Here is a 20947-nt window from a genome sequence, read left to right on the forward strand (position 1 = left end):
AGATTTTTACCACCACCGAAAATATTTTTTATGCAAAGCTTCAGAACAGAACTTGAAAATCCCATCGTAGAACGCGATATCATAGAACTGGAGAAGAAGATCCGCCTGTTCCGCGAAGGTCAGATTCCGGATGAAAAATTCCGCAGTCTCCGCCTGGCGAGAGGCGTGTACGGCCAGCGCCAGCCTGGTGTGCAGATGGTACGCATAAAACTGCCTTACGGCAAAATGACCCTGCAGCAGTGGAAACGCATCGCTGACATCTCTGACGAATACTCCACCGGCAACCTGCATCTCACCACCCGCCAGGATGTACAGATTCACTTCGTCAGCCTCGACAAAACACCCGAACTCTGGTCCAAACTGGAACTCGACGATATCACCATCCGCGAAGCCTGCGGCAACACCGTACGTAACATAACCGCATCAGACCGCGCCGGTATCGATCCGGAAGAGCCATTCGATATTACACCCTATGCTGATGCAGCCTTCCGCTATTTCCTGCGTAACCCCGTGTGCCAGGATATGGGACGTAAAATTAAAATAGCTTTCTCCTCCAGCGATAAAGATACTGCCTGGGCGTTCATGCACGACTTCGGCATGATTCCCAAAGTGAAAGAAGTAAACGGTAAAACTGTCCGTGGCTTCAAAGTACTGGTAGGCGGCGGCCTGGGCGCACAACCCTTCCTGGCGAAAACAGCTTTTGAATTCCTGGAAGAAGATCTGCTCATTCCATATATAGAGAATGTACTGCGCGTTTTTGACCGCCACGGTGAAAGAGCCAGCAGACATAAGGCCCGCATGAAATTCCTCATCCAGAAAATAGGAATGGAAGAATTTGAGCGCCTCGTGAAAGAAGAATACAAAGCGGTAAAAGTAAAACAGGTACATGTGGACGCTGCCGCATGGCCCTCTGAAGAACCGCCGGTAGCCGGCGTTTTACCGAAATACACTATTCAGGATCAGCAGAAATACCAGGCCTGGAAAAAGACCAACACCTTTGAACAGAAACAATCCGGATATATAGCCGCCTACGTGAAAGTACCTTTGGGTAACATCAGTTCTGTAACCAGCCGCCAGCTCATTGAAGCGCTGCGCCCCGCCGTCGCGGATGATATCAGGGTTACAGCCAACCAGGGACTGCTGCTCAAATACATTCTTCCCGAAAATCTTCCTTATGTGTTCAGCGCACTGGAAGCTGCCGGATACGGCGAACCGGGTTTCGACAGTGTAGGCGATATCACTGCCTGCCCTGGTACAGACACCTGTAACCTCGCCATTTCCAGCAGTACCGGTATTTCTGCCGCGCTGGAAAACGTGATCAGAGACGAATTCCCGGATCTCATCTACAACCGCGATATCAAAATAAAAATCAGCGGATGTATGAATTCCTGCGGCCAGCATGGTATTGCCAGCATCGGCTTCCATGGCTCCTCCCTGAAAAGCGCCGGTAAAGTACTGCCTGCCCTGCAGGTATTACTGGGCGGAGGTATTATCGGAAACGGCGAAGGCCGTGTAGCCGACAAGGTGATTAAAGTTCCCAGCCGCCGCGGCCCGGATGTATTGCGCACCCTGCTGCACAACTATGAAACAAATAGTCAGCAGCACGAACTGTTCAATGATTATTACGACCGTCAGGGTGAAAAATATTTTTACGAACTGCTGAAACCATTGACAGACCTGGCTTCACTGAAGGATGAAGATTTTGTGGACTGGGGACAGGCTGCACAGTATGCAACAGCCATCGGTGTGGGTGAGTGCGCGGGCGTAGTCATAGATCTCGTAGCTACCCTGCTGCTCGAAGCAGAAGAAAAGCTGCAACTGGCTACAGAAGCGTTTGACAAAGGCGCTTTTGCAGATGGTATCTACAATGTGTACTCCTCTTTTGTACAGGGCGCCAAGGCGCTGCTGCTCGGTGAAAGCGTGAGCTGTAATACACAGACCGGTGTTATCAATGATTTTGACAAACATTTTGTAGCTACCGGCAAATTCAGCTTTGAAAAGGATTTCAAAACACTGGTGTTGCAGATCAACGAGCACGAGCCTTCTGAAACCTTTGCCCGTCAGTATTTTGAGCAGGCGGCAGATTTTTACGGAAAGGCGCAGGCCTTCCGTCAGCAGTCGGCACTGGTACAGGCGTAATTTTTTCATCTACCTAAACATTACAACTCATGCAGCATATACAACCGAAACTTACACTGGTAGGCGCTGGCCCCGGAGACCCTGAACTGATCACCGTCAAAGGACTGAAAGCTATTCAGCAGGCAAGGGTTATCCTCTACGATGCCCTTTCCAACAACGAACTGCTGGAATATGCACCGGCCAATTGCCTTCGTCGTTTTGTGGGTAAGCGTGCAGGCATGCACGTTTACTCCCAGGACGAAATCAACCGCATGATTGTAAAGTATGCCCTGACTTACGGCAGTGTAGTCCGCCTGAAAGGCGGCGACTCCTTTGTATTCGGCCGCGGGCAGGAGGAAATAGCCTTCGCGCAGCAGTTCGGTATTACCGCGGAAGTAGTGCCCGGTATTTCCAGTGCCATCTCCGTTCCCGGCATCAATAAAATTCCGGTAACCGCGCGTAATGTCAGCGAAGGATTCTGGGTCATTACCGGCAATACGAAGAACGGCAACCTGTCCAGGGATCTGCACTTCGCCATACAGGCCAATACCACTGTGGTGATCCTGATGGGGATGAGTAAGCTGGGAGAGATAGCCGACATCTTCAATGCACAGGGCAAAGGAAATACACCTGCTGCCATCATACAGAATGGTACGCTGCCTACACAGCAGATGGGACTGGGAAATGTGGCGGATCTGGCAGCCATTGCAGCCAGGCATCAGCTGTGCAATCCCGCTATCATTGTGATTGGAGAGGTAGTGCGTTTTCACGAAGCCTTCGCAGCTGTACAACAGAAAATATCCGAAGAACTTAAAATCGCTGTATAATGCAGGAAAATCAGTTATTCCCGGTATTCTTCAAATTACATCGCCTGCACGTACTGGTTGTTGGCGGTGGAAATATCGGTCTGGAAAAAGCCAATGCCATGCTGCAGAACTGCCCTGATGGCAATATTACAGTAGTAGCGCTGCATTTTCTGCCGGAGCTGGAAGACATTGCCCGGAAATTTCCCAACGTAACGCTGGTACAGAAACCTTTTTCCTGCGGAGACTTGCTGGGAAAGGATCTGGTCATAGCGGCCACCAATGACCGTGCGCTGAATTACTGCATCTGGGAAAAGGCGAAAGGCAGCAAGGTGCTGATAAATGTGGCCGATACGCCGGAACTGTGCGATTTCTACCTGGGCTCGGTAGTACAGAAGGGAAATCTGAAAATAGCTATCTCCACCAACGGCAAATCCCCAACGGTGGCCAAACGCCTGAAACAGGTACTGCAGGAAGCCATTCCGGATACGCTGGATGAGGTGCTGAATAAACTGTATATTATCCGGGATAAACTGAAAGGTGATTTTACCGCAAAGGTAAAACAACTCAATACCATTACGGACGTGCTGGTGAGAGGGGAGAATGAGAAGAGCGCCTGATTCAGCTCCTGAGCATGTCCATCAGCACTTTGGCCTGATTGTGCACAAGGTCTCTGGAACCATACAGCAGCGTAATCTTTTCTTTTTTTGCTTTCTTCCGCAACGCCTCCAGTATGTCATCTTTATCTGCCAGCTCTGCTTTATATTTTTTTACGAATGCCGGATACTTTTCCGGATCATGATTAAACCACTTCCGCAGTTCATTGCTGGGTGCGATTTCTTTTATCCACTCATCAATGCGGCCTTTCTCCCTTGAAATACCCCTTGGCCACAGCCGGTCTACCAGAATACGGTATCCATCGGCGGTGGCATAATCTTCATACACACGTTTTATCTGTATCATAATTCAATAACGATTCCTGCGCTGAAAATGTTTTAGACATTATCTTTATGGCTATGAACCATCAGGAAATCATTGATACAACTGTAGCATTTGTAAAGCAGGAGCTGCAGAACGCAGAAGGAGGCCACGACTGGTGGCATATAGAAAGAGTATGGCATACTGCCCGGAGTATTGCGACAAAGGAAAAAGCAGATATGCTCATTGTAGAGCTGGGCGCTCTTTTACATGACATCGCTGACTCCAAATTTCATGACGGCGATGAAAACATCGGCCCCGCAAAAGCTACTGCCTTCATGCAGTCGATCCGCCTGCCGGATGAAGTGATCGCGCATATCGTCAATATCATCAGGCATATTTCTTTCAAGGGAGGTAACAATGAAAAAGTGTTTCATTCTCCCGAACTCGCCGTTGTACAGGATGCAGACCGCCTGGATGCCATCGGAGCTATTGGCATTGCGCGGGCCTTCAACTACGGCGGGTTTAAAAACAGGGCCATCTATGACCCCGCCATACAACCCAATCTGCAAATGACGCGGGAAGAATATAAAAAGAACACCGCTCCCACCATCAATCACTTCTACGAAAAACTCCTCCTCCTGAAAGACCGCATGAACACTGCCACCGGAAAGGAAATGGCGGAAGAAAGACATACGTATATGGAAGGATTTCTGGGGCAATTCTATAAGGAAATAAATATTTAGCTTTTAATTACGAATTACGAATTACGAATGAAGAGCGAAGATATAAGCGGGAAGTAAATTCTTTATCCGCTTATATCTTCGCTCTTCATTCGTAATTCGCAATTCGTAATTCGCAATTATTATTATTGATTATAAAACAGTGCTTTCAGCTCATCCGCGTCTTCCGGTTTCATCTTCCCTCCGAGTATAAGGCGGAGTTGTCTGCGGCGGAGCGCGCCGTCATATAATCTTTTTTCTTCTTCTGTGTCGGTGGTAATGGCCGGAACGGGGCGGGAGTTGCCGTTGGGGTCGAGTGCCACGAAGGTCATGAATGCTTCATTGGATTTGTAGCGGTACTGCTGTACCGGATCTTCTCCCCATACACGCATATGTACTTCCATGGAGGTGTTGAAGGCGCGGCTCACCTTGGCTTCGATATGAACAACATTTCCCAGTTTGATGGGATTTTCGAAGGAGATATTATCTACGGAGGCGGTTACTACCGGCGCGCTGCAATGTTTCATACAGGCCAGGGCTGCTGCAATATCCATCCAATACATAAGACGACCTCCCATGAGGTTGCCGAAAGTGTTGGTATCGTTGGGTAAAACCAGTTCAGTCATCTGTATGAGCGAGTCCTGCGCTCTCTTAGGCGTTAAAGTCATCTTTTATGTATTTCGGACGCAAATTTACAGCTTATATATCTATTGCGCTATTATCATTTAAAATGGCCATGGGCCGGATAAAGGTTTTTAATAAATAATTTCCCTCACTTTGAAATTCTTTAAAACGCGCTGTGGATCAATGATAAGAGCTGAACAGAAACCCGTAAAAATTAACGAACAAATAAAGCGGCAGACTAAAAAACTTGGGAGCGAAGCAAATTTGTGTAACTTTGCATGACCTTCGGAAGTAGTTACTTGACAGGTAATACACCAAATGCAATCCGGCACTTCCCCCGATATAGGTCAAGTATTCTTAGCAGAATTTTAGTTTTTATGGCAAAATATATCTTCGTTACGGGAGGTGTTACTTCCTCTTTGGGTAAAGGAATTATAGCTGCCTCGCTGGCAAAACTTTTGCAGGCGCGCGGCTTTAGAGTGACTATTCAGAAGTTTGATCCATATATCAATGTGGATCCGGGAACGTTAAACCCTTATGAGCACGGGGAATGTTACGTAACAGAAGATGGCGCCGAAACCGATCTCGATCTGGGACACTATGAGCGTTTCCTGAATACGCCTACGTCTCAGGCGAACAACGTTACTACCGGACGTATCTATCAGACCGTTATCAACAAGGAGAGAGAAGGCGCCTACCTGGGTAAAACCGTGCAGGTAATCCCGCACATTACCGACGAAATCAAGCGTCGTATTCTCCTGCTGGGTAAAGATGGCAGATATGATATCGTTATTACAGAGCTGGGTGGAACTGTGGGTGATATTGAATCCCTCCCTTATATTGAGGCGGTTCGTCAGCTGCAGTGGGAGCTGGGTGAAGAAGACTGCCTGGTTGTACACCTGACACTTATCCCGTACCTGCGTGCGGCGAAAGAGCTGAAAACCAAGCCCACACAACACTCTGTACGCCTGCTGAGCGAGTACGGCGTTCATCCTGACATCATCGTGTGCCGTACGGAAGAGCCGATGTACCGCGACCTCAAAAAGAAAATCGCCCTGTTCTGTAATGTACAGGTAGATGCCGTGATTGAGGCCAACGACGTACCTACCATCTATGAAGTGCCGCTGGAAATGATGCGGGAGAAACTGGATGTTTCCGTGCTGAAAAGACTCAACCTGCCCGTTGAAAAAGAACCGGAGCTGGTAAAATGGCGTGAATTCCTGGATAAGCTGAAATATCCGAAATCCAAGGTGACCATCGGTCTGATTGGTAAATATGTGGAATTACAGGATGCTTATAAATCTATTCTTGAATCATTTATACATGCCGGTTCCCTGAATGAGTGCAAGGTGATTGTACAGAATATCCATTCTGAACATATCACCCCGGAGAATGTCTGCGAAAAACTGAAGAACCTCGACGGCCTCCTGGTAGCGCCGGGCTTCGGTCACCGCGGTATTGAAGGTAAAATCACCGCTATTCAGTACGCCCGTGAAAACAACCTGCCGTTCTTTGGTATCTGTTTAGGTATGCAGATGAGCGTAGTGGAATTTGCACGTAACGTACTGGGCTGGAAAGATGCACACTCTGTAGAAATGAACCCTGATACCGCACATCCGGTTATTAACCTGATGGAAGAGCAGAAGAAGGTGACTGCCAAAGGTGGTACCATGCGTCTGGGTGCTTACGCCTGCGAACTGCGTGCGGGTTCCAGAGCTGCTGAAATCTACGGAGCAACCGCTATCAGCGAAAGACACCGCCACCGTTACGAGTTCAACAACGAGTACCTGGAAGCCATCGAAAAGGCCGGTATGATCCCTTCCGGTAAAAACCCGGAAAGCGGCCTGGTAGAAATGATCGAAATCCCCGGACATCCGTTCTTCGTAGGTTCTCAATTCCATCCGGAGCTGAAAAGTACCGTGGAAAGCCCTGCACCGCTGTTTGTGTCATTCATTAAAGCTGCCAAGCAATATGCGGAAAGCAAGAATGGCAAATCTAAAATGGCAGAAGAGAAAATCTCTCAGTAATCTCTGTTAATCATCATATTAGCTTTCAGTTCCGTGCCTTTAGCGTTTATTTGTTATATAAAAGCTAAAGGCTGGAACGGGAAAGCTATTTTTCATACCTTTGCGTCCTAAATTTTAATTGCATTTCATGGATAGAAATTCGGTCATTGGGTTTTTACTGCTCGGAGTGCTGCTGGTAGGATATATTTTCTTCAACCAGAAGCAACAGGTAAAAGCCAGTAAGGAGAAAGCCCGGCAAGATTCCATCGCTAATCTTAATAAGCCTAAAGCACCTGTTAACGATACCGCTGCTTTCGCCGCTGCCGCCAATGGAACGCCGCTGGATTCGGCACATCAGGCCCAGCTGGCCGGAGAATTCGGCATTTTCGCCAACGCAGCTGTAGCTCCCCTGCAGACGACTGTACTGGAGAATGATGAGCTGAAAATCACCTTCACCAATAAAGGTGGCCAGCCCGCCGGCGTACAGCTGAAAAAATTCAAAACCTCCGACGGAGCGCCACTCATGCTGGTACAGGGTTCTTTCAACCGCCTGTCTGTAGAAGTGCCTGCCGGACCTAATAAAGTACTCAACAGTGCTGATCTGTTCTTCACCGCCGGCACGGTTCAGAAACTGGCCGACGGCGCACAATCCATCAGCTACCGCCTTAATACCAGCAATCCCGCCGCTTACCTGGAGTTCAGCTATACCATTAAACCCGGTACTTACCTCGTTGATTACAACGTGCATGCAGTTGGCTTCCAGAACATCCTCCCGGGCAATCAGAACTACCTGAACCTGCAGTGGAATGCCCAGGACGACAAGCAGGAACATGACATGGAGAACGAGCGCCTCAACAACCAGGTGCACTACATGTACAGCAACGATAAACACGATTATTTCACCTTGTCCCGCACCAGCCACGAAAAACTGGAAAACAAGCTGAAATGGATCAGTGTGAAACAACAGTTCTTCAACACCACGCTGATCGCTAAAAACGGCGACTTCAACAGCGCGGATGTAAATACCAAGGTGCCGCAGAGCGGAAACATCGTAGGACAAACATTCACCAGCATCCAGCTGCCATATAACCGCTCCAACGATTTCTCCTTCCCGATAGAAATTTATTATGGCCCCAGCCATTATAAAACGCTGAAGTCTTTCGACCTCGGACTGGAAAAAATTATCCCGCTGGGATCCGGCATTTTCGCTTTCGTGAAATATGTGAACAAATGGATCATCATCCCTGTGTTTAACTTCCTGAGCGGATTTATCAGCAACTATGGTGTCATCATCATCCTGCTGACCATCTTCATCCGCTTGCTGATAGCACCTTTCACCTACCAGAGCTATGTGTCTCAGGCTAAGATGAAAGTGCTGAAACCGGAAATTGATGAACTGAGAGCCAAACACGGCGATGATCAGCAGACTTTCGGTGTAGAGCAGATGAAACTGTTTAAGAGCGCCGGCGTTAACCCGCTGGGTGGCTGTTTACCGGCCCTGCTCCAGCTGCCTATCCTGGTGGCGATGTACAGCTTCTTCCCGTCTTCCATCGAACTGCGCCAGGAAAGTTTCCTGTGGGCAAAGGATCTGTCTACCTACGATTCTATCCTGAACCTGCCGTTTAACATTCCGTTCTATGGTAATCACGTGAGCCTGTTCACCATCCTGATGACCATTACGAGCCTGGTGCTGGCATTCTACAACCGTGGAATGACCGATCAGAGCAACCCGGTCATGAAGTACATGCCTTATTTCATGCCTATCATGTTCCTGGGTATCTTCAACCGTATGGCGGCAGCCCTCACCTTCTACTACTTCCTGTCCAACGTGATCAGTATACTTCTGCAGTTTGTGATCCAGAAATTTATCATCAACCATGATAAGATTCTTGCACAGATACAGGAGAATAAAAAGAAACCTGTCTCCAAATCAAAATGGCAGGAGAAGCTGGAAGAAGTGCAGAAACGCCAGCAGACGATGCAGCAGCAACAGCAGAATAAGAAGAAATAAAACATTGATGTTTTTCATAGTGAAAGCCCCCGCATTGCCGGGGGCTTTTGCGTAAATAACCGATAGTAGTATGAAGAAAAGCCTGTTATTACTGGTGCTGGCAGGAGGGATGTACTCCGCCCATGCACAGGACACACTGCCCGATGCCGGCAGGATTCAGCAGATAGTTAATTACCTCGCCTCCGATAAGTTGAAAGGCCGCGGTACGGCAGAGAAGGGAAGTATTACCGCCAGCAACTATGTGGCAAAAGCATTTAAGAAGCTGGGGCTGAAGCCAGCCAACGGCAGCAGCTATTTCCAGGATTTTACCTTCGACAGAAACGCACATAAAAATATTCCCAGCCGTAACGTGCTCGGCTTTCTGGATAACGGGGCCGCCCGTACAATCATCATCGGCGCCCACTACGATCACCTGGGGACCGCCGGATTATTTGATGGCAAATATCCCATCGGGGAAATACATAACGGCGCCGATGATAACGCTTCCGGCGTAGCGGGGTTGCTCGAACTGGCGCGGTATTACGTGAAAAACGGCCGCCAGGAGCCTTTCAACTTCCTGTTTATTGCCTTCGGCGGGGAAGAGCTGGGGCTGCAGGGTTCAAGGTACTATACTGCCAACCCGGTAATGCCCCTGGATAAAATGCATTTCATGTTAAACATGGATATGATAGGAAGATATAACCCTGAAAGGGGAGTGGGCATCGGTGGATTCGGCAGTGCGGCAGAATGGCCGGAAGTATTCAGAGAGGTACAGCAGCCGGGAATTAAATACTTTACAGATGCAGCCGGCAAAGGTGCTTCAGATCACCATAACTTCTACGTTAATGGCGTGCCGGTTATGTTCTTCCATACCGGAGGGCACGATGATTACCATAAACCAACGGATGATGCGCCGAAGTTACAGGCGGCTTCCGAGGCAGGTATTCTGCAGCTGGGCATTCAGCTGATCAACCGGGCGATGCAGTTTCCGATGCTGCAGTATGTGCAGCCATCAGAAAAATAATATCAGTCTGCCAGCTCTACCTCATACACAGGGCTGAACAGGTAAATGCGCTGAGACGCTACCTCTTCACAGCGGTAGCGTTTTCTTATTTTCTCTCCTTTCCGGAAAATGCGTCCGTCTTTGGTTTTAAACAGCTGGTTGGGCGGCAGCTGCTCAATAAAGTAGTGTGCTTCCTTTTTAGCATCGTATCTTTTTAGTACCCGCATCAGGTCTTCATCAGCGCAGGAGCTGGCAGCAGGGTTCTGCATACTTTGCCGCACCGCCAGTTCAATATCAGGGGGCAGCAGGTTTTTACCCACAAAGTCCCGTAATATCAGCGAAAACTCCTGTTTCCACTCTTTCCCGTGCGATGCTACCCGGTTACCGTATTTGTTGAATGTAACCAGGTGAGCAATCTCATGTAATAAAGTCAGCAGAAAGGAGTATTTATTCAGTGATCCGTTGATACTGATCCGGTGTCCCTTGCCGTTACCGTCAGGATGCCGGTAATCGCCAAGGATGCTTTGCCTTTCGCGGGTAATGGTCAGGTGTACTTTAAAGTAGGAGATGAAATCCATTACCTGGTCATAGGTACCTTCGGGCAGATAGGACGCTAAAGTGATTAATGGCGCCTCTTTTTTCACGCGGTTTATTTTTTAAGCCTGGTAAGCCGGAAAAGGCTTATCGTTTCAAATACTGTATAAATCAGGTATAAAGCTAACAGTATGAAGATAGTGAGTTTACTCACATCCGGCCGGTAGGCCAGTACATAGATGGCAATGCCGGCTACGCAGAGCAGCAGTTTGCTGAGCGTGGAGCCATAAACGGCACGGATAAAGGCGTTGTGATTGGAGGAAGCGAGTCCTTTACGACTCATCAGGTAGGATGCCAGGGTAATTAATGCCATTGCCAGGTTGCCGGCCATCAGCACGTATTGATGCGCGCCGATTTCCAGTAACCTGGGTTTGAACACTATAATTAATCCGTTCAGGATGCCAAAAACGGCAAATAATCTGATAAAAAATCTGTCACTCATTTACGGGTGTCTTTAATAATTTGCCACAAAAGTATGGCTAATGCCAGTAAAGAAAAAATGATCAGCAATACAGGGAAGCGCCAGCCTATCCACTGGTCAAGTTTATAACCAGCGAACACACCGATTCCCAGCGTGACCATCATCTGAAAGGCCAGACCCGCGTAACGCAGCAACAGCCTGTTATCAGGCTTTTTCTTCCTGGAGGACGGATTTTCCATGTTTTACATTTTCCGGAGCCGGCTGATCTTCCATGTAGCAACGGCCATTGAATTTGGCAGTAGGCTCCATTTCAAAATGAGCGGTATACACATCGCCCTTTACCAGCGCATTCGCTTTCAGGAACAATAATTCTTCCACTTTGATAATACCGGTCACTTTTCCCAGAATGTCTGCACTCTGGCATACTAAATCACCCGTAATATCCCCGTCTGGTCCTACTACAATCTTCGCTTTTGTAGATACCAGACCATTTACTTGTCCGTCGATCCGGATATCGCCTTCACATACAATATCGCCCTGGATAGATGTGCCGCTGCCTATAATGTTAATAGTCGAGCTGGGTAACACACTTTTGCTGTCCCCCTTTGATTTTGAACTGTTATTAAACATAGGTTTTCAGGTTTTTCAGGTTTAATGATGTAAGATAATAATATTTTATGATTTGATTATTTGAGATTTATTTATTTGATTGCCGGTTTTTGGAATTTTTTGATGTACGGATTTATATAAATGCAGCAGAGATAACGCTTACATCTCCGCAGCATTTTAAATAATCAAATAATTAAATAATCACATCTCAATAAGTACTGTTGTCCACTTTAGGTACTTTTAACATCGTGGTGTCAAGTTTTCCGGTAAATTCCCCGTTAATTACCTGTTTTATATTTTTCAGGTACTGATCGCGGGCATTAATGGCTGTTTCGAGGGAGTCCGCACGCATTTTCAGGTGAATAAATTCCTTGCGCTGCTTCAGATCTCCGTAACCCGGAATGTAATAACGTAATGGTGTAAATACAACGGTAGCTACTGTAATGGCTACCAGCAATACAAAAAGGGTACTTAATGCGATATATACGCTCATTCTCGACAACTTAAAGGACGTAACTTCTTCATACGTATCATCATTCATAATCACCAGACGGTACTTATGACTGAGTTTTTCAAGGTTTCTTCTGTTGTTTTTTTTCCCCTTCCTGGCCATGTTTATTGGTAATACTTAGAAATTTATTCGTTTTCAGGCGGCTAAAGTTAATCAATCCGGTAAATCAATCCACTATTTTATCCTATCTTTAAAATATTTTTTCAAACTTTCAGTTATATATAGGAGCCTATACACCCTGGCATACATGAATTGCTATAAATCGCTACGAACTTATCCGGTTTTAATTTTATTATTGTTTTGCATGGGATTACCGGCGGTTATGGCACAGAACGCACCCCGGAACAACTCCCAGCCGTTGTCTCAACCACAACAGCAGGAGCGACCCCAGACCAAACCATTGCTCAATAAACCGTTATTCAAGCCCAGAGAATCCAGGGTGCAGGATCGTCGTCCCCCTTCCGAAGTCATGCTCGAAAAAAAGGGATGGAACTTCAAGCGTAAGTTCTTCCAGAACATGGCCACCCGGTTCAACTACTATTTTCATGCCCGCGTGAAGCTGGAAAAAGTACTCAGAACCGCTAACCGCGACGGCCAGGACAATTACAACGTATTACTGCCTTTCTATCCTACCACCCTGCAAAGCCAGGGATACAGCAAAAGTGAACTGGACTCCGTGATTGAAAAAACCAATATGGCTATCCAGCTCCATGACCCCCGCGGTAAATGGATCGATGACTGCTTCCTACTCATGGGCCGCGCCTACTTCTATGAAGGCGACCTGGAAAACGCCAATAAAACATTCCAGTACATCAACCTGAAATTTGCTCCCAAGAAGAAATCAGAATATAAAACCGTTGTCGGCGCTACCGAAAATGACCAGATCTCCATCGCCTCCCGCGAAAAGAGAAAAGGCTTCTTCGGCCGCTTCAAGCATACCTACGCCCGTAATGATGCGTTCCTCTGGCGTGCCAAAACATTGCTGGAACAAAAGGAATATGATGAAGTACAGGCCTTGCTGAACATCCTCAATACTGATCCCAACTTCCCGCGCCGCCTCAATGGCGGACTTGCGGAAGTGCTGGCCTACAGCAACTATATCCAGGGCAGATACCCGGAAACGGTACAACCCCTGAAAGTAGCTATCGATAAGAGCCGGGACCGCGTGTCTAAAACACGTATGTCTTTCATCCTCGGACAGTTATACCTGCAGCTGAACCATCCCGATTCCGCTATGGAGCAGTTCCGGGAAGTAATCAGCTTCAAGCCTGATCCCATGATGGATTTCCAGTCCAGGATACAGATAGCTAAAATCAACGCCAAACAGGACGGAGGGCTTGCCAAAAGCATGGAAAGCCTGAAACATATGCTCCGCAAAGAGCGCTTCAGCCACTTCCGCGATGCTATCTTCTATACCATGGGTACCCTGGAATATCCGAAAGATCCCGAAGCGGCCCTCGGATATATGCAGAAATCCCTGAAACAGCCCAGCGCCAACACCGTTCAGCGGATGCTCACCTACAAGGGCATCGCCGATATATATTACGATCAGCGCCAGTACCTGGAAGCTAAAAAATACTATGACAGTACGGCCGGCGTCATGACACCGGACTTTGTAGATGCGAAAATAGTGACCATCAGGAAGGAAGTACTGGCAGAAGTGGCCGCCAAGGTAGCCATTATGCACCGGGAAGACAGCCTGCAGCGGCTGGCCCTCATGCCGGAAAGCGACCGGAATGTGCTGCTCTCCAAAATGGCCGCCGGCATCAGGAATGCCGCCGCCGAAAAGAAAAAGAATGATGCCATGCAGGCCGCCAATCCATATGACAATCCTGCTTTCGGTAATAACAATAACGGCTACACGCCAAAGGAAGAGAAAGGTGACTGGTATTTCTATAACGCCTCCAGCAAAGCCTCCGGTTTCTCGGAATTCAAACGCAGATGGGGAAACAGGCAGGTGGCCGATAACTGGCGCCGCAGCCAGAATGGTGTCATCGTCAACAATAATAATAACAATGCTCCGGCAGATGTAGCCGGCGGGCCGGCGGAGACAGCCACAGAAGCACTGTCACCGGACAGCATCACCGCTGAAAAACTGTCGCAGGGGCTGCCCCTCACACCGGAGAAACTGGCCGCTTCCCGCACCCTGGAACAGGATGCCTGGTTTGACCTGGGTAAACTTTACCATGATAAACTGGAGAGCTTTAAGCTCGCCATCGAAACATATGATTCCCTGCTGCTGAAATATCCGGATCACCCGCGTAAACCGGAAATTTTGTATTCCCTGTACGTGTGGCATGGCAAACTGAACAACAATGCCGAAGCCGCCCGTTACAAGGCACTGGTACTGAACCAGTACGGTAATACCAATTTTGCGGACATCATCCGCGCCGGCGGTCTGAGAGATATTGATGCGGGAAAGAAAAAAGCAATCGGCGCGGCCTACGATTCGGCTTACACTGCTTTCCGTAACGGTGATAATAACGCCGCGCTGGCAATGAAGCACCTGGCTGATTCTACCTTTGGCGTCAACTACCTGCAGCCTAAGTTCGACCTGCTGGAAGCCATGATCGCCATAAAAAACGATACCCTCTTTGCTACCGATACCCTGCAGCTTTCCCGGAAAGCCGTAACCGCTGTGATGCAGAAATATCCTGCTGACGAAGGCGTTCAGGCGCAGGCACAGGCCCTGCTGGATGCGCTCAACCGCCGCGGTGAGCTGACAGATTACCTGGCAAAACTGGAAGTACGCAAATCCAATGGAGATGGCCCGCTGGTAGATGAGAATATTTCCATGAACTATCCCTGGCAGAATCCGCAGCCGGTGTTTACCGATAAACTGAATGTAGCCAAAGCGCCGAAAGATTCAGTGCAGGTAGCTGCCAATATCGCCGGATCATTACCTAACAAGCAGATTGCCACTATCGCACCGGTCAAGCCTATGACGCCATACGCTCTCAAAGCGGATAATCCTTACTTTGTGGTATTGTGCTTCCAGCGTGTGTCCAAGGAACTGATGGATGAGGGAATTAACCAGTTTACCCGCTACAATGCTACCAAACATGCGGCCGATAAAATAGAAGTAGGCAGTTTTGTGCTGACGCCTTCCGAAACAATGCTCATTTTCCGCATTTTCGCCAACGAAGACAAAGCGCTGACCTATTTCGATGAAATCAGGGAGGAAGCCGCCCTCAGCATCATTCCGCGTATCCGCCCTGCGGATTATTCCCTGTTCGTCATTTCGAGAGATAATTTCATCCTGCTGAACAGTACCAAAGACCTGACCGGCTACCGTAAGTTCTTCACAGACAATTACGTAACACAATAGTCAGCATTTACAGGCAACAGAAAAGTGTTAAAATTTCCGGAGCAGATAAATATCCACATAACTAAATAATCAAATACCTAAATATTTAATAGATTTGTGGGTCAAACTGTTAGTAAACAGGCGTGTTTATTGCTGTTTGGGCACTTTATTGAATAATTTATTACAGCCAACGATAGCATTACAACTGTCCAAAAAAATAATCACAGACGGTTTGGCCAAAAACAAATCATATAGCGCATGAAAAAATCGGTGAAAATATTGTGGCGAGTGGCATTTGGTGTATTAGCATTTTTTGTTCTCTTCGTCCTTCTGATCAATTTCCGCGTGATAGGCAATATGCCTTCTATGGAAGAGCTGGAGAACCCGCGCGCAGCGCTGGCTTCCGAAGTGATCGCCGATGATGGAACTATTCTGGGTAAATATTACCAGGTAGACCGTTCCAGCAGCGACTATAACGAAATCTCCAAAAATGTGATCAACGCACTCATCGCTACGGAAGAAACCCGTTTTTACGATAACTCCGGTATTGATGCCAAAGGAACGCTGGCCATTCCGTTCTACCTGCTGATAGGTAAGAAACGCGGTTCCAGTACCATCACACAGCAGCTGGCGCTGAACCTGCAAGCCGACAACCTGGGGAAGCAGCGTGCCAGCAACCCTGTCAGCAGAGCCTTCCAGAAATTGCAGGAGTGGATCATCGCCGTGAAACTTGAGCGTAACTTCACCAAACAGGAAATTCTGACATTATACCTGAACACCGTTGCTTTCGGTGATAACGTTTATGGTATCGAAAACGGCGCCCGCACCTTTTTCAGTAAAGACGCCGGACATTTATCCATAGAAGAAGCCGCCATCCTGGTAGGCATGCTGAAAGGAAACACCATGTATAACCCCCGTCGTAATCCGCAGCTGGCGCTGAGCCGCCGTAATACGGTGATAGACAACATGGTGGAATCCGGTTTTATCACACCGGCAGAAGCAGCCGCTGCGAAAAGCAAACCTATCGTCTTACATTATAATAAAATAGACCATAATAAAGGACTGGCCCCTTACTTCAGGGAAGTGCTGCGGGATGAGCTGAAGGCCTGGTGTAAAGAACATAACAAGGCGGATGGCACTCCCTACAATATCTACCGCGACGGGCTGAAAATTTATACTACCATCAATCCGCGTATGCAGTTGTATGCGGAAGAAGCGGTAGCCAAACACCTGTCTTCCCTTCAGAAGTTCCTCTATGCACAGAATGATGTGAAAACCGGCAGTGTATGGAAAAAATGGCCGAAATACCTGGATAAATATACGCAGGAATCTGACCGTTATAAGGTAATGAAAGAAGATGAGGCATCGGATTCAGCTATTGCCAGAGCCTTTAACACGCCTACCCGTATGAAGGTGTTTAGCTGGAAAAGCTCCACAGAGCCCGATTTAAATGAGATAGATACGGTAATGACACCATTGGATTCTATCAAATACATGCGCGCGGTACTGCAGGCCGGCTTCATGGCAATGGATCCTGAAAGCGGGGAAGTGAAAGCCTGGGTAGGCGGTCCTGATTTCCGCTATTTCAAAAATGACCACGTAGCCAAAACCCGCCGTCAGGTTGGTTCTACCTTTAAGCCTTTCCTGTACTGCTTTGCCATCATGAATGGCATGTCTCCGTATACAATGTTGCCGAATGAACCGGTGACCATCGGGAACTGGACCTTATCGCGCAACTCGGAAGGCAGTGTTGGCGGCAGTATTTCCATGGCCGGCGCACTGGCGCGTTCCCTGAACCTGGTATCTGCTTACCTGATCAAACAGATCGGCGCGAAAGCGTTTGCAGACTTCGCCCAGAATAAGATCGGCTTTACCAGTAAAATTGAACCTTATCCTTCCATCGCACTGGGGGTATCAGAAATATCGCTGTACGAAATGTTGCAGGCATATACCATGTTCCCCGCCAGAGGTATCAATACCAAACCGATTTACATCACCCGTATAGAAGACCGTTACGGTAATATCCTGGAAACATTTGCTCCTGTTAAGCGGGAGGTTATCAGTGAGAAAGAAGCCTACACCATGGTGAAGATGATGGAAGGCGTACTGCAGCCGGGTGGCACCGGCGCCCGTATGCGCGGCGCCTATAAAATGCAGGGTGAAATGGCCGGTAAAACAGGTACTACCAACGACAACACCGACGGCTGGTTTATGGGATATACCCCTAAACTGCTGGCCGGCGCCTGGGTAGGCTGCGAAAACAACTTTATCCACTTCGCCACCACCCGTGTAGGGCAGGGCGCCAACACCGGTCTGCCTATATGGGCATTGTTCATGCAGAAAGTGTATGCAGATAATACCCTGAAAATCAACAGCAGCGATAAATTCATTGTACCGGCCAATATGACGGATGAAACATATTCCAACTTCGACACCAATGTAAAACCCGGCGCTGAAGCTGAAGACATCGGCAATGGCTCTGAGTCTGATTATAATACCGGAACAGACGAGAATATGTATACACCGGGAGAAGATAAAACACCGGAACCGGCAGCTAAGCCAAAGGAAGAAAAACCTGCGGCGCCCAAACCGGAGAAAGACAGTAAAACACCGGCTACAACCAATCCGGCTGCACCCAAAGCAGTATATCCATCACCGAAAAAAGATAATTAAACATAAGGAGAAGACCGGAGCAACGCTCCGGTCTTCTTTTTTTATTAATATCTCAGCAGGATTTTATAGCTTCAGCCCCAGAAACCAAACCATTAAAAAACCAAGTATGAAACACGTTGCCAAAGCGCTGCTGTTAGCGGCGTTATTGCCTGTTGCCGTTATGGCGCAGGAGAAAACCCAGTTCATCAAAGGTTCCTGGGAAGAAATTACCGCCAGGGCCCGGAAGGAACACAAGCCCATCTTCATTGACACTTATTTCGAAGGATGCCATGCCTGCAAAGACATGGAAGTAAAAGTATTTCCGCGTCCGGAAGTAAAGCAGTACATGGAGGAAAACTATGTCAATACCGGCTTTGATGTGTTCAAAGAGAAATTCGGTATGGATCTCTGTGTGAAATATTATATGCGCGGATTCCCTACTTACCTGGTTATTGCAGAAAACGGTGAGCTGATTAACCGGGGAATAGGTTACCAGGAGCCTGACAGATTCCTGGAATTCCTGCAGGAGAATGTGGCCAGAAACAAGGCCGGTAAGTACCTGTCAGGCTTCAGTACGGACGTGGTGTCGCAGGATCCGGCTTTCTATAAAGCCTTGTTCGACAAGGGCAGTCAGGGTACCGATCAGGCTGCGGTGGCTGCTTACCTGGGGGAAACAAAGGATATGACAGCTGAAACCACATTCAAGGTGATGCTGATAGCGAAGGAGTTACCTGCAGCATACCGGGAGTATTTCATCAGGAACAGGGCGGAATATGTGAACCGTTTCGGGGAAGACCTGAGTAATACTATCCTGGACAGGCTGCTGGCAAAGGATCTGACGGTGTTGTCTGCTACTTATGACAAAACTGTCTTTGATAACTTTCTTCAGCAGCAGCAACAGGTCTACAGTACTGCTGATTGGACTTACGTCAGGATGTATTATGCAGAAAACTATCTGTACAGAAAATGTAAGCAGGCAAAGACTTTCCTGGAATTTGCCGTTGCCCATCCGGACACCAACGATAACCGGGTGCGTTATATGAGCTTCTATCTGGGGCCGGATCTGAGCAGGGACCCGTCGTTAAAGGAGCTGTATATCAGGTGGGCAGCGCCGGTACTGACGAAGAAATCCAGCCTGGAAGTGCTGCAGACACTGGCCTATATGTGTAAGGATGCCAATAAGGAACAGGCAAAGAAATATTTCACCTGGGCCCTGGAAAAAGCCACCGCTTTTGGCCAGAATACGGATAATTTAAAGAAGTCCCTTCAGGAGTTATCCATTTGATTATTTAGTTATTTGATTATTTGAGATTTTATATAAAGCAAGAAGTCCTCTGAACTGTTCAGAGGACTTCTTGCTTTATATAAAATCTCAAATAATCAAATAATCAAATAAACTAGGCTTTGATGGCTTTGTTTACGAGGTCTGCCGCTTCGCTGAGCAGGGTAGCTGATTGTACCTGCAGGCCGCTGGCTTCGATGAGATCTTTCGCTTCTTTAGCGTTGGTACCTTGTAAACGTACGATGATAGGCACTTTGATATTGCCGATGGATTTGTAGGCATCGATAACACCTTGTGCTACCCTGTCGCAACGAACGATACCGCCGAAGATATTGATCAGGATGGCCTGTACTTTAGGATCTTTGAGGATGATACGGAAGCCTGCTTCTACGGTCTGAGCGTTGGCAGTACCGCCTACGTCCAGGAAGTTGGCCGGTTCACCGCCGCTGAGTTTGATCATATCCATGGTAGCCATGGCCAGACCGGCGCCATTTACCATACAGCCTACGTTACCGTCGAGTTTTACGAAGTTGAGGTTGTATTTACCTGCTTCTACTTCAGTAGGATCTTCTTCGGTGATATCACGGAGGGCTTCCAGGTCAGGATGACGCATCAGTGCGTTATCGTCCAGGTTAACCTTAGCGTCTACAGCGATGATTTTATCGTCGCTGGTTTTGAACAACGGGTTGATTTCCAGCATGCTGCAGTCCAGTCCTACGTAAGCGTTGTACAGGTTGGTAACAAATTTAACCATGTTTTTAAACGCTTCGCCGCTCAGGCCCAGGTTAAAGGCGATGTTGCGGGCCTGGAAGGGTTGCAGGGCCATGTTTGGCTTTACCCACTCTTTGAATATTTTTTCTGGCGTATTGTGTGCTACTTCTTCGATATCCATACCGCCTTCAGTGGAGTACATGATTACGTTCTCACTTTTAGCGCGGTCCAGCAGGATGGAGAGGTAAAATTCCTTTACAGGGTTGGCGCCGGGATAGTAAACATCCTGTGCTACCAGTACTTTGTTAACCAGTTTACCAGCTTCGCCGGTCTGAATGGTAACCAGGGTGCCTCCGAGGATATTACCGGCGATGTTTTTCACATCTTCCGCATTTTTACCTACTGCCACGCCTCTCTGCTCTGTACCACGGATTTTACCCTTACCGCGTCCACCGGCATGAATTTGCGCTTTTACAACCGCAAACTCGTTACCATACTGCACCTTCAGTTGTTTGTAAGCTTCGGCCGCCGCTTCTGGCGTATCTACGGGAATGCCTTCCTGAACCGGTACATTATATTTTTTCAACAGTTCTTTAGCCTGGTACTCGTGTAAGTTCATCGCAATAAAATTTGGCGCTAAAATAGGTTATTATGATTTAAATATAAAACTGCAGTC

At 47.9% G+C, this 20947-nt stretch carries 18 protein-coding genes; 10 read left to right on the plus strand and 8 right to left on the minus strand.

Going from position 1 to position 20947, the window contains the following annotated elements; translation table 11 throughout:
• The first annotated feature begins 30 nt into the window (after positions 1-30).
• Genes GWG06_RS05470 through GWG06_RS05480 form a run of 3 tightly spaced genes read left to right on the plus strand, consistent with a single transcriptional unit; the run spans position 31 to position 3541 of the window.
• Positions 31-2139 (plus strand): nitrite reductase, encoded by a 2109-nt coding sequence (locus tag GWG06_RS05470; RefSeq protein ID WP_160711848.1) that lies wholly within the window; start codon positions 31-33, stop codon positions 2137-2139.
• Positions 2140-2168: 29 nt separating this feature from the next.
• A complete protein-coding gene (cobA, locus tag GWG06_RS05475; RefSeq protein ID WP_127043460.1) occupies positions 2169-2945 on the plus strand; it encodes a uroporphyrinogen-III C-methyltransferase in 777 nt (258 codons plus the stop codon).
• Entirely contained in the window at positions 2945-3541 is a 597-nt protein-coding gene (locus GWG06_RS05480; protein WP_127043459.1) for a precorrin-2 dehydrogenase/sirohydrochlorin ferrochelatase family protein, read from the plus strand. Before cobA ends, GWG06_RS05480 begins: the two co-directional genes overlap by 1 nt.
• A 1-nt stretch (position 3542) precedes the next feature.
• On the opposite strand, the gene GWG06_RS05485 is transcribed toward GWG06_RS05480, so the two are convergent.
• Positions 3543-3884 carry a DUF488 domain-containing protein gene (locus GWG06_RS05485; protein WP_160711850.1) on the minus strand — a complete coding sequence of 114 codons (342 nt, stop codon included), beginning with the start codon at positions 3882-3884 and terminating at the stop codon, positions 3543-3545.
• 53 nt (positions 3885-3937) lie between these two features.
• Between GWG06_RS05485 and GWG06_RS05490 the strand changes: the two genes are divergently transcribed.
• Positions 3938-4585 carry an HD domain-containing protein gene (locus GWG06_RS05490; RefSeq protein ID WP_160711852.1) on the plus strand — a complete coding sequence of 216 codons (648 nt, stop codon included), beginning with the start codon at positions 3938-3940 and terminating at the stop codon, positions 4583-4585.
• A gap of 122 nt (positions 4586-4707) precedes the next feature.
• Here the strand turns inward: GWG06_RS05490 and GWG06_RS05495 are convergent, their stop codons facing one another.
• Entirely contained in the window at positions 4708-5229 is a 522-nt protein-coding gene (locus tag GWG06_RS05495; protein WP_160711854.1) for an acyl-CoA thioesterase, read from the minus strand.
• A 333-nt stretch (positions 5230-5562) separates the two neighbouring features.
• Between GWG06_RS05495 and GWG06_RS05500 the strand changes: the two genes are divergently transcribed.
• From GWG06_RS05500 to GWG06_RS05510, 3 genes are all read left to right on the plus strand, one after another.
• Complete coding sequence (locus GWG06_RS05500; RefSeq protein ID WP_127043456.1) at positions 5563-7212, plus strand: CTP synthase; 1650 nt, start codon at positions 5563-5565, stop codon at positions 7210-7212.
• A gap of 127 nt (positions 7213-7339) precedes the next feature.
• A complete protein-coding gene (gene yidC, locus GWG06_RS05505) occupies positions 7340-9202 on the plus strand; it encodes a membrane protein insertase YidC (RefSeq protein WP_127043455.1) in 1863 nt (620 codons plus the stop codon).
• A 70-nt stretch (positions 9203-9272) separates the two neighbouring features.
• Positions 9273-10205 carry a M20/M25/M40 family metallo-hydrolase gene (locus GWG06_RS05510; RefSeq protein ID WP_160711856.1) on the plus strand — a complete coding sequence of 311 codons (933 nt, stop codon included), beginning with the start codon at positions 9273-9275 and terminating at the stop codon, positions 10203-10205.
• Between the two features lie 2 nt (positions 10206-10207).
• On the opposite strand, the gene GWG06_RS05515 is transcribed toward GWG06_RS05510, so the two are convergent.
• From GWG06_RS05515 to GWG06_RS05535, 5 genes are all read right to left on the minus strand, one after another.
• On the minus strand, positions 10208-10828 hold the full coding sequence (locus GWG06_RS05515) for a SprT-like domain-containing protein (protein WP_127043453.1): 621 nt from the start codon (positions 10826-10828) through the stop codon (positions 10208-10210).
• A gap of 5 nt (positions 10829-10833) precedes the next feature.
• Complete coding sequence (locus GWG06_RS05520) at positions 10834-11220, minus strand: hypothetical protein (RefSeq protein WP_160711858.1); 387 nt, start codon at positions 11218-11220, stop codon at positions 10834-10836.
• Positions 11217-11438 (minus strand): AtpZ/AtpI family protein, encoded by a 222-nt coding sequence (locus GWG06_RS05525; RefSeq protein WP_160711860.1) that lies wholly within the window; start codon positions 11436-11438, stop codon positions 11217-11219. The genes GWG06_RS05520 and GWG06_RS05525 overlap by 4 nt, the downstream gene beginning before the upstream one ends.
• Positions 11404-11787 carry a bactofilin family protein gene (locus tag GWG06_RS05530; RefSeq protein ID WP_235938153.1) on the minus strand — a complete coding sequence of 128 codons (384 nt, stop codon included), beginning with the start codon at positions 11785-11787 and terminating at the stop codon, positions 11404-11406. The genes GWG06_RS05525 and GWG06_RS05530 overlap by 35 nt, the downstream gene beginning before the upstream one ends.
• A 229-nt stretch (positions 11788-12016) precedes the next feature.
• Complete coding sequence (locus GWG06_RS05535; RefSeq protein ID WP_160711864.1) at positions 12017-12421, minus strand: hypothetical protein; 405 nt, start codon at positions 12419-12421, stop codon at positions 12017-12019.
• Between the two features lie 220 nt (positions 12422-12641).
• On the opposite strand from GWG06_RS05535, the gene porW reads away from it, so the two are divergent.
• The 3 genes from porW to GWG06_RS05550 all read left to right on the plus strand — a co-directional run bounded on the left by porW (position 12642) and on the right by GWG06_RS05550 (position 19563).
• Positions 12642-15647, plus strand: coding sequence for a type IX secretion system periplasmic lipoprotein PorW/SprE (gene porW / locus GWG06_RS05540; RefSeq protein ID WP_160711866.1), 3006 nt, complete (start codon positions 12642-12644; stop codon positions 15645-15647).
• 237 nt (positions 15648-15884) lie between these two features.
• Positions 15885-18299: a transglycosylase domain-containing protein gene (locus GWG06_RS05545; protein ID WP_160711868.1), complete on the plus strand. Its 2415-nt coding sequence runs from the start codon at positions 15885-15887 to the stop codon at positions 18297-18299.
• A 106-nt stretch (positions 18300-18405) separates the two neighbouring features.
• The gene (locus tag GWG06_RS05550; RefSeq protein WP_160711870.1) at positions 18406-19563 is read left to right on the plus strand and encodes a thioredoxin family protein; all 1158 of its coding nucleotides are present in this window, start codon (positions 18406-18408) and stop codon (positions 19561-19563) included.
• A 112-nt stretch (positions 19564-19675) separates the two neighbouring features.
• On the opposite strand, the gene sucC is transcribed toward GWG06_RS05550, so the two are convergent.
• Positions 19676-20890, minus strand: coding sequence for an ADP-forming succinate--CoA ligase subunit beta (gene sucC / locus GWG06_RS05555; RefSeq protein WP_127044459.1), 1215 nt, complete (start codon positions 20888-20890; stop codon positions 19676-19678).
• Positions 20891-20947 lie beyond the last annotated feature (57 nt).

This window comes from Chitinophaga solisilvae (genome assembly GCF_009928525.1).
Taxonomy (GTDB): Bacteria; Bacteroidota; Bacteroidia; order Chitinophagales; family Chitinophagaceae; genus Chitinophaga; species Chitinophaga solisilvae.

Coding starts and splice junctions, on each gene's coding strand:
- GWG06_RS05500 (WP_127043456.1), top strand. CDS start 5,563: ATGGCAAAATATATCTTCGTTACGGGAGGTGTTACTTCCTCTTTGGGT.
- GWG06_RS05525 (WP_160711860.1), bottom strand. CDS start 11,438: ATGGAAAATCCGTCCTCCAGGAAGAAAAAGCCTGATAACAGGCTGTTG.
- porW (WP_160711866.1), top strand. CDS start 12,642: ATGGCACAGAACGCACCCCGGAACAACTCCCAGCCGTTGTCTCAACCA.
- GWG06_RS05470 (WP_160711848.1), top strand. CDS start 31: ATGCAAAGCTTCAGAACAGAACTTGAAAATCCCATCGTAGAACGCGAT.
- GWG06_RS05510 (WP_160711856.1), top strand. CDS start 9,273: ATGAAGAAAAGCCTGTTATTACTGGTGCTGGCAGGAGGGATGTACTCC.
- GWG06_RS05520 (WP_160711858.1), bottom strand. CDS start 11,220: ATGAGTGACAGATTTTTTATCAGATTATTTGCCGTTTTTGGCATCCTG.
- sucC (WP_127044459.1), bottom strand. CDS start 20,890: ATGAACTTACACGAGTACCAGGCTAAAGAACTGTTGAAAAAATATAAT.
- GWG06_RS05490 (WP_160711852.1), top strand. CDS start 3,938: ATGAACCATCAGGAAATCATTGATACAACTGTAGCATTTGTAAAGCAG.
- GWG06_RS05495 (WP_160711854.1), bottom strand. CDS start 5,229: ATGACTTTAACGCCTAAGAGAGCGCAGGACTCGCTCATACAGATGACT.
- GWG06_RS05535 (WP_160711864.1), bottom strand. CDS start 12,421: ATGGCCAGGAAGGGGAAAAAAAACAACAGAAGAAACCTTGAAAAACTC.
- GWG06_RS05550 (WP_160711870.1), top strand. CDS start 18,406: ATGAAACACGTTGCCAAAGCGCTGCTGTTAGCGGCGTTATTGCCTGTT.
- yidC (WP_127043455.1), top strand. CDS start 7,340: ATGGATAGAAATTCGGTCATTGGGTTTTTACTGCTCGGAGTGCTGCTG.
- GWG06_RS05545 (WP_160711868.1), top strand. CDS start 15,885: ATGAAAAAATCGGTGAAAATATTGTGGCGAGTGGCATTTGGTGTATTA.
- cobA (WP_127043460.1), top strand. CDS start 2,169: ATGCAGCATATACAACCGAAACTTACACTGGTAGGCGCTGGCCCCGGA.
- GWG06_RS05480 (WP_127043459.1), top strand. CDS start 2,945: ATGCAGGAAAATCAGTTATTCCCGGTATTCTTCAAATTACATCGCCTG.
- GWG06_RS05485 (WP_160711850.1), bottom strand. CDS start 3,884: ATGATACAGATAAAACGTGTGTATGAAGATTATGCCACCGCCGATGGA.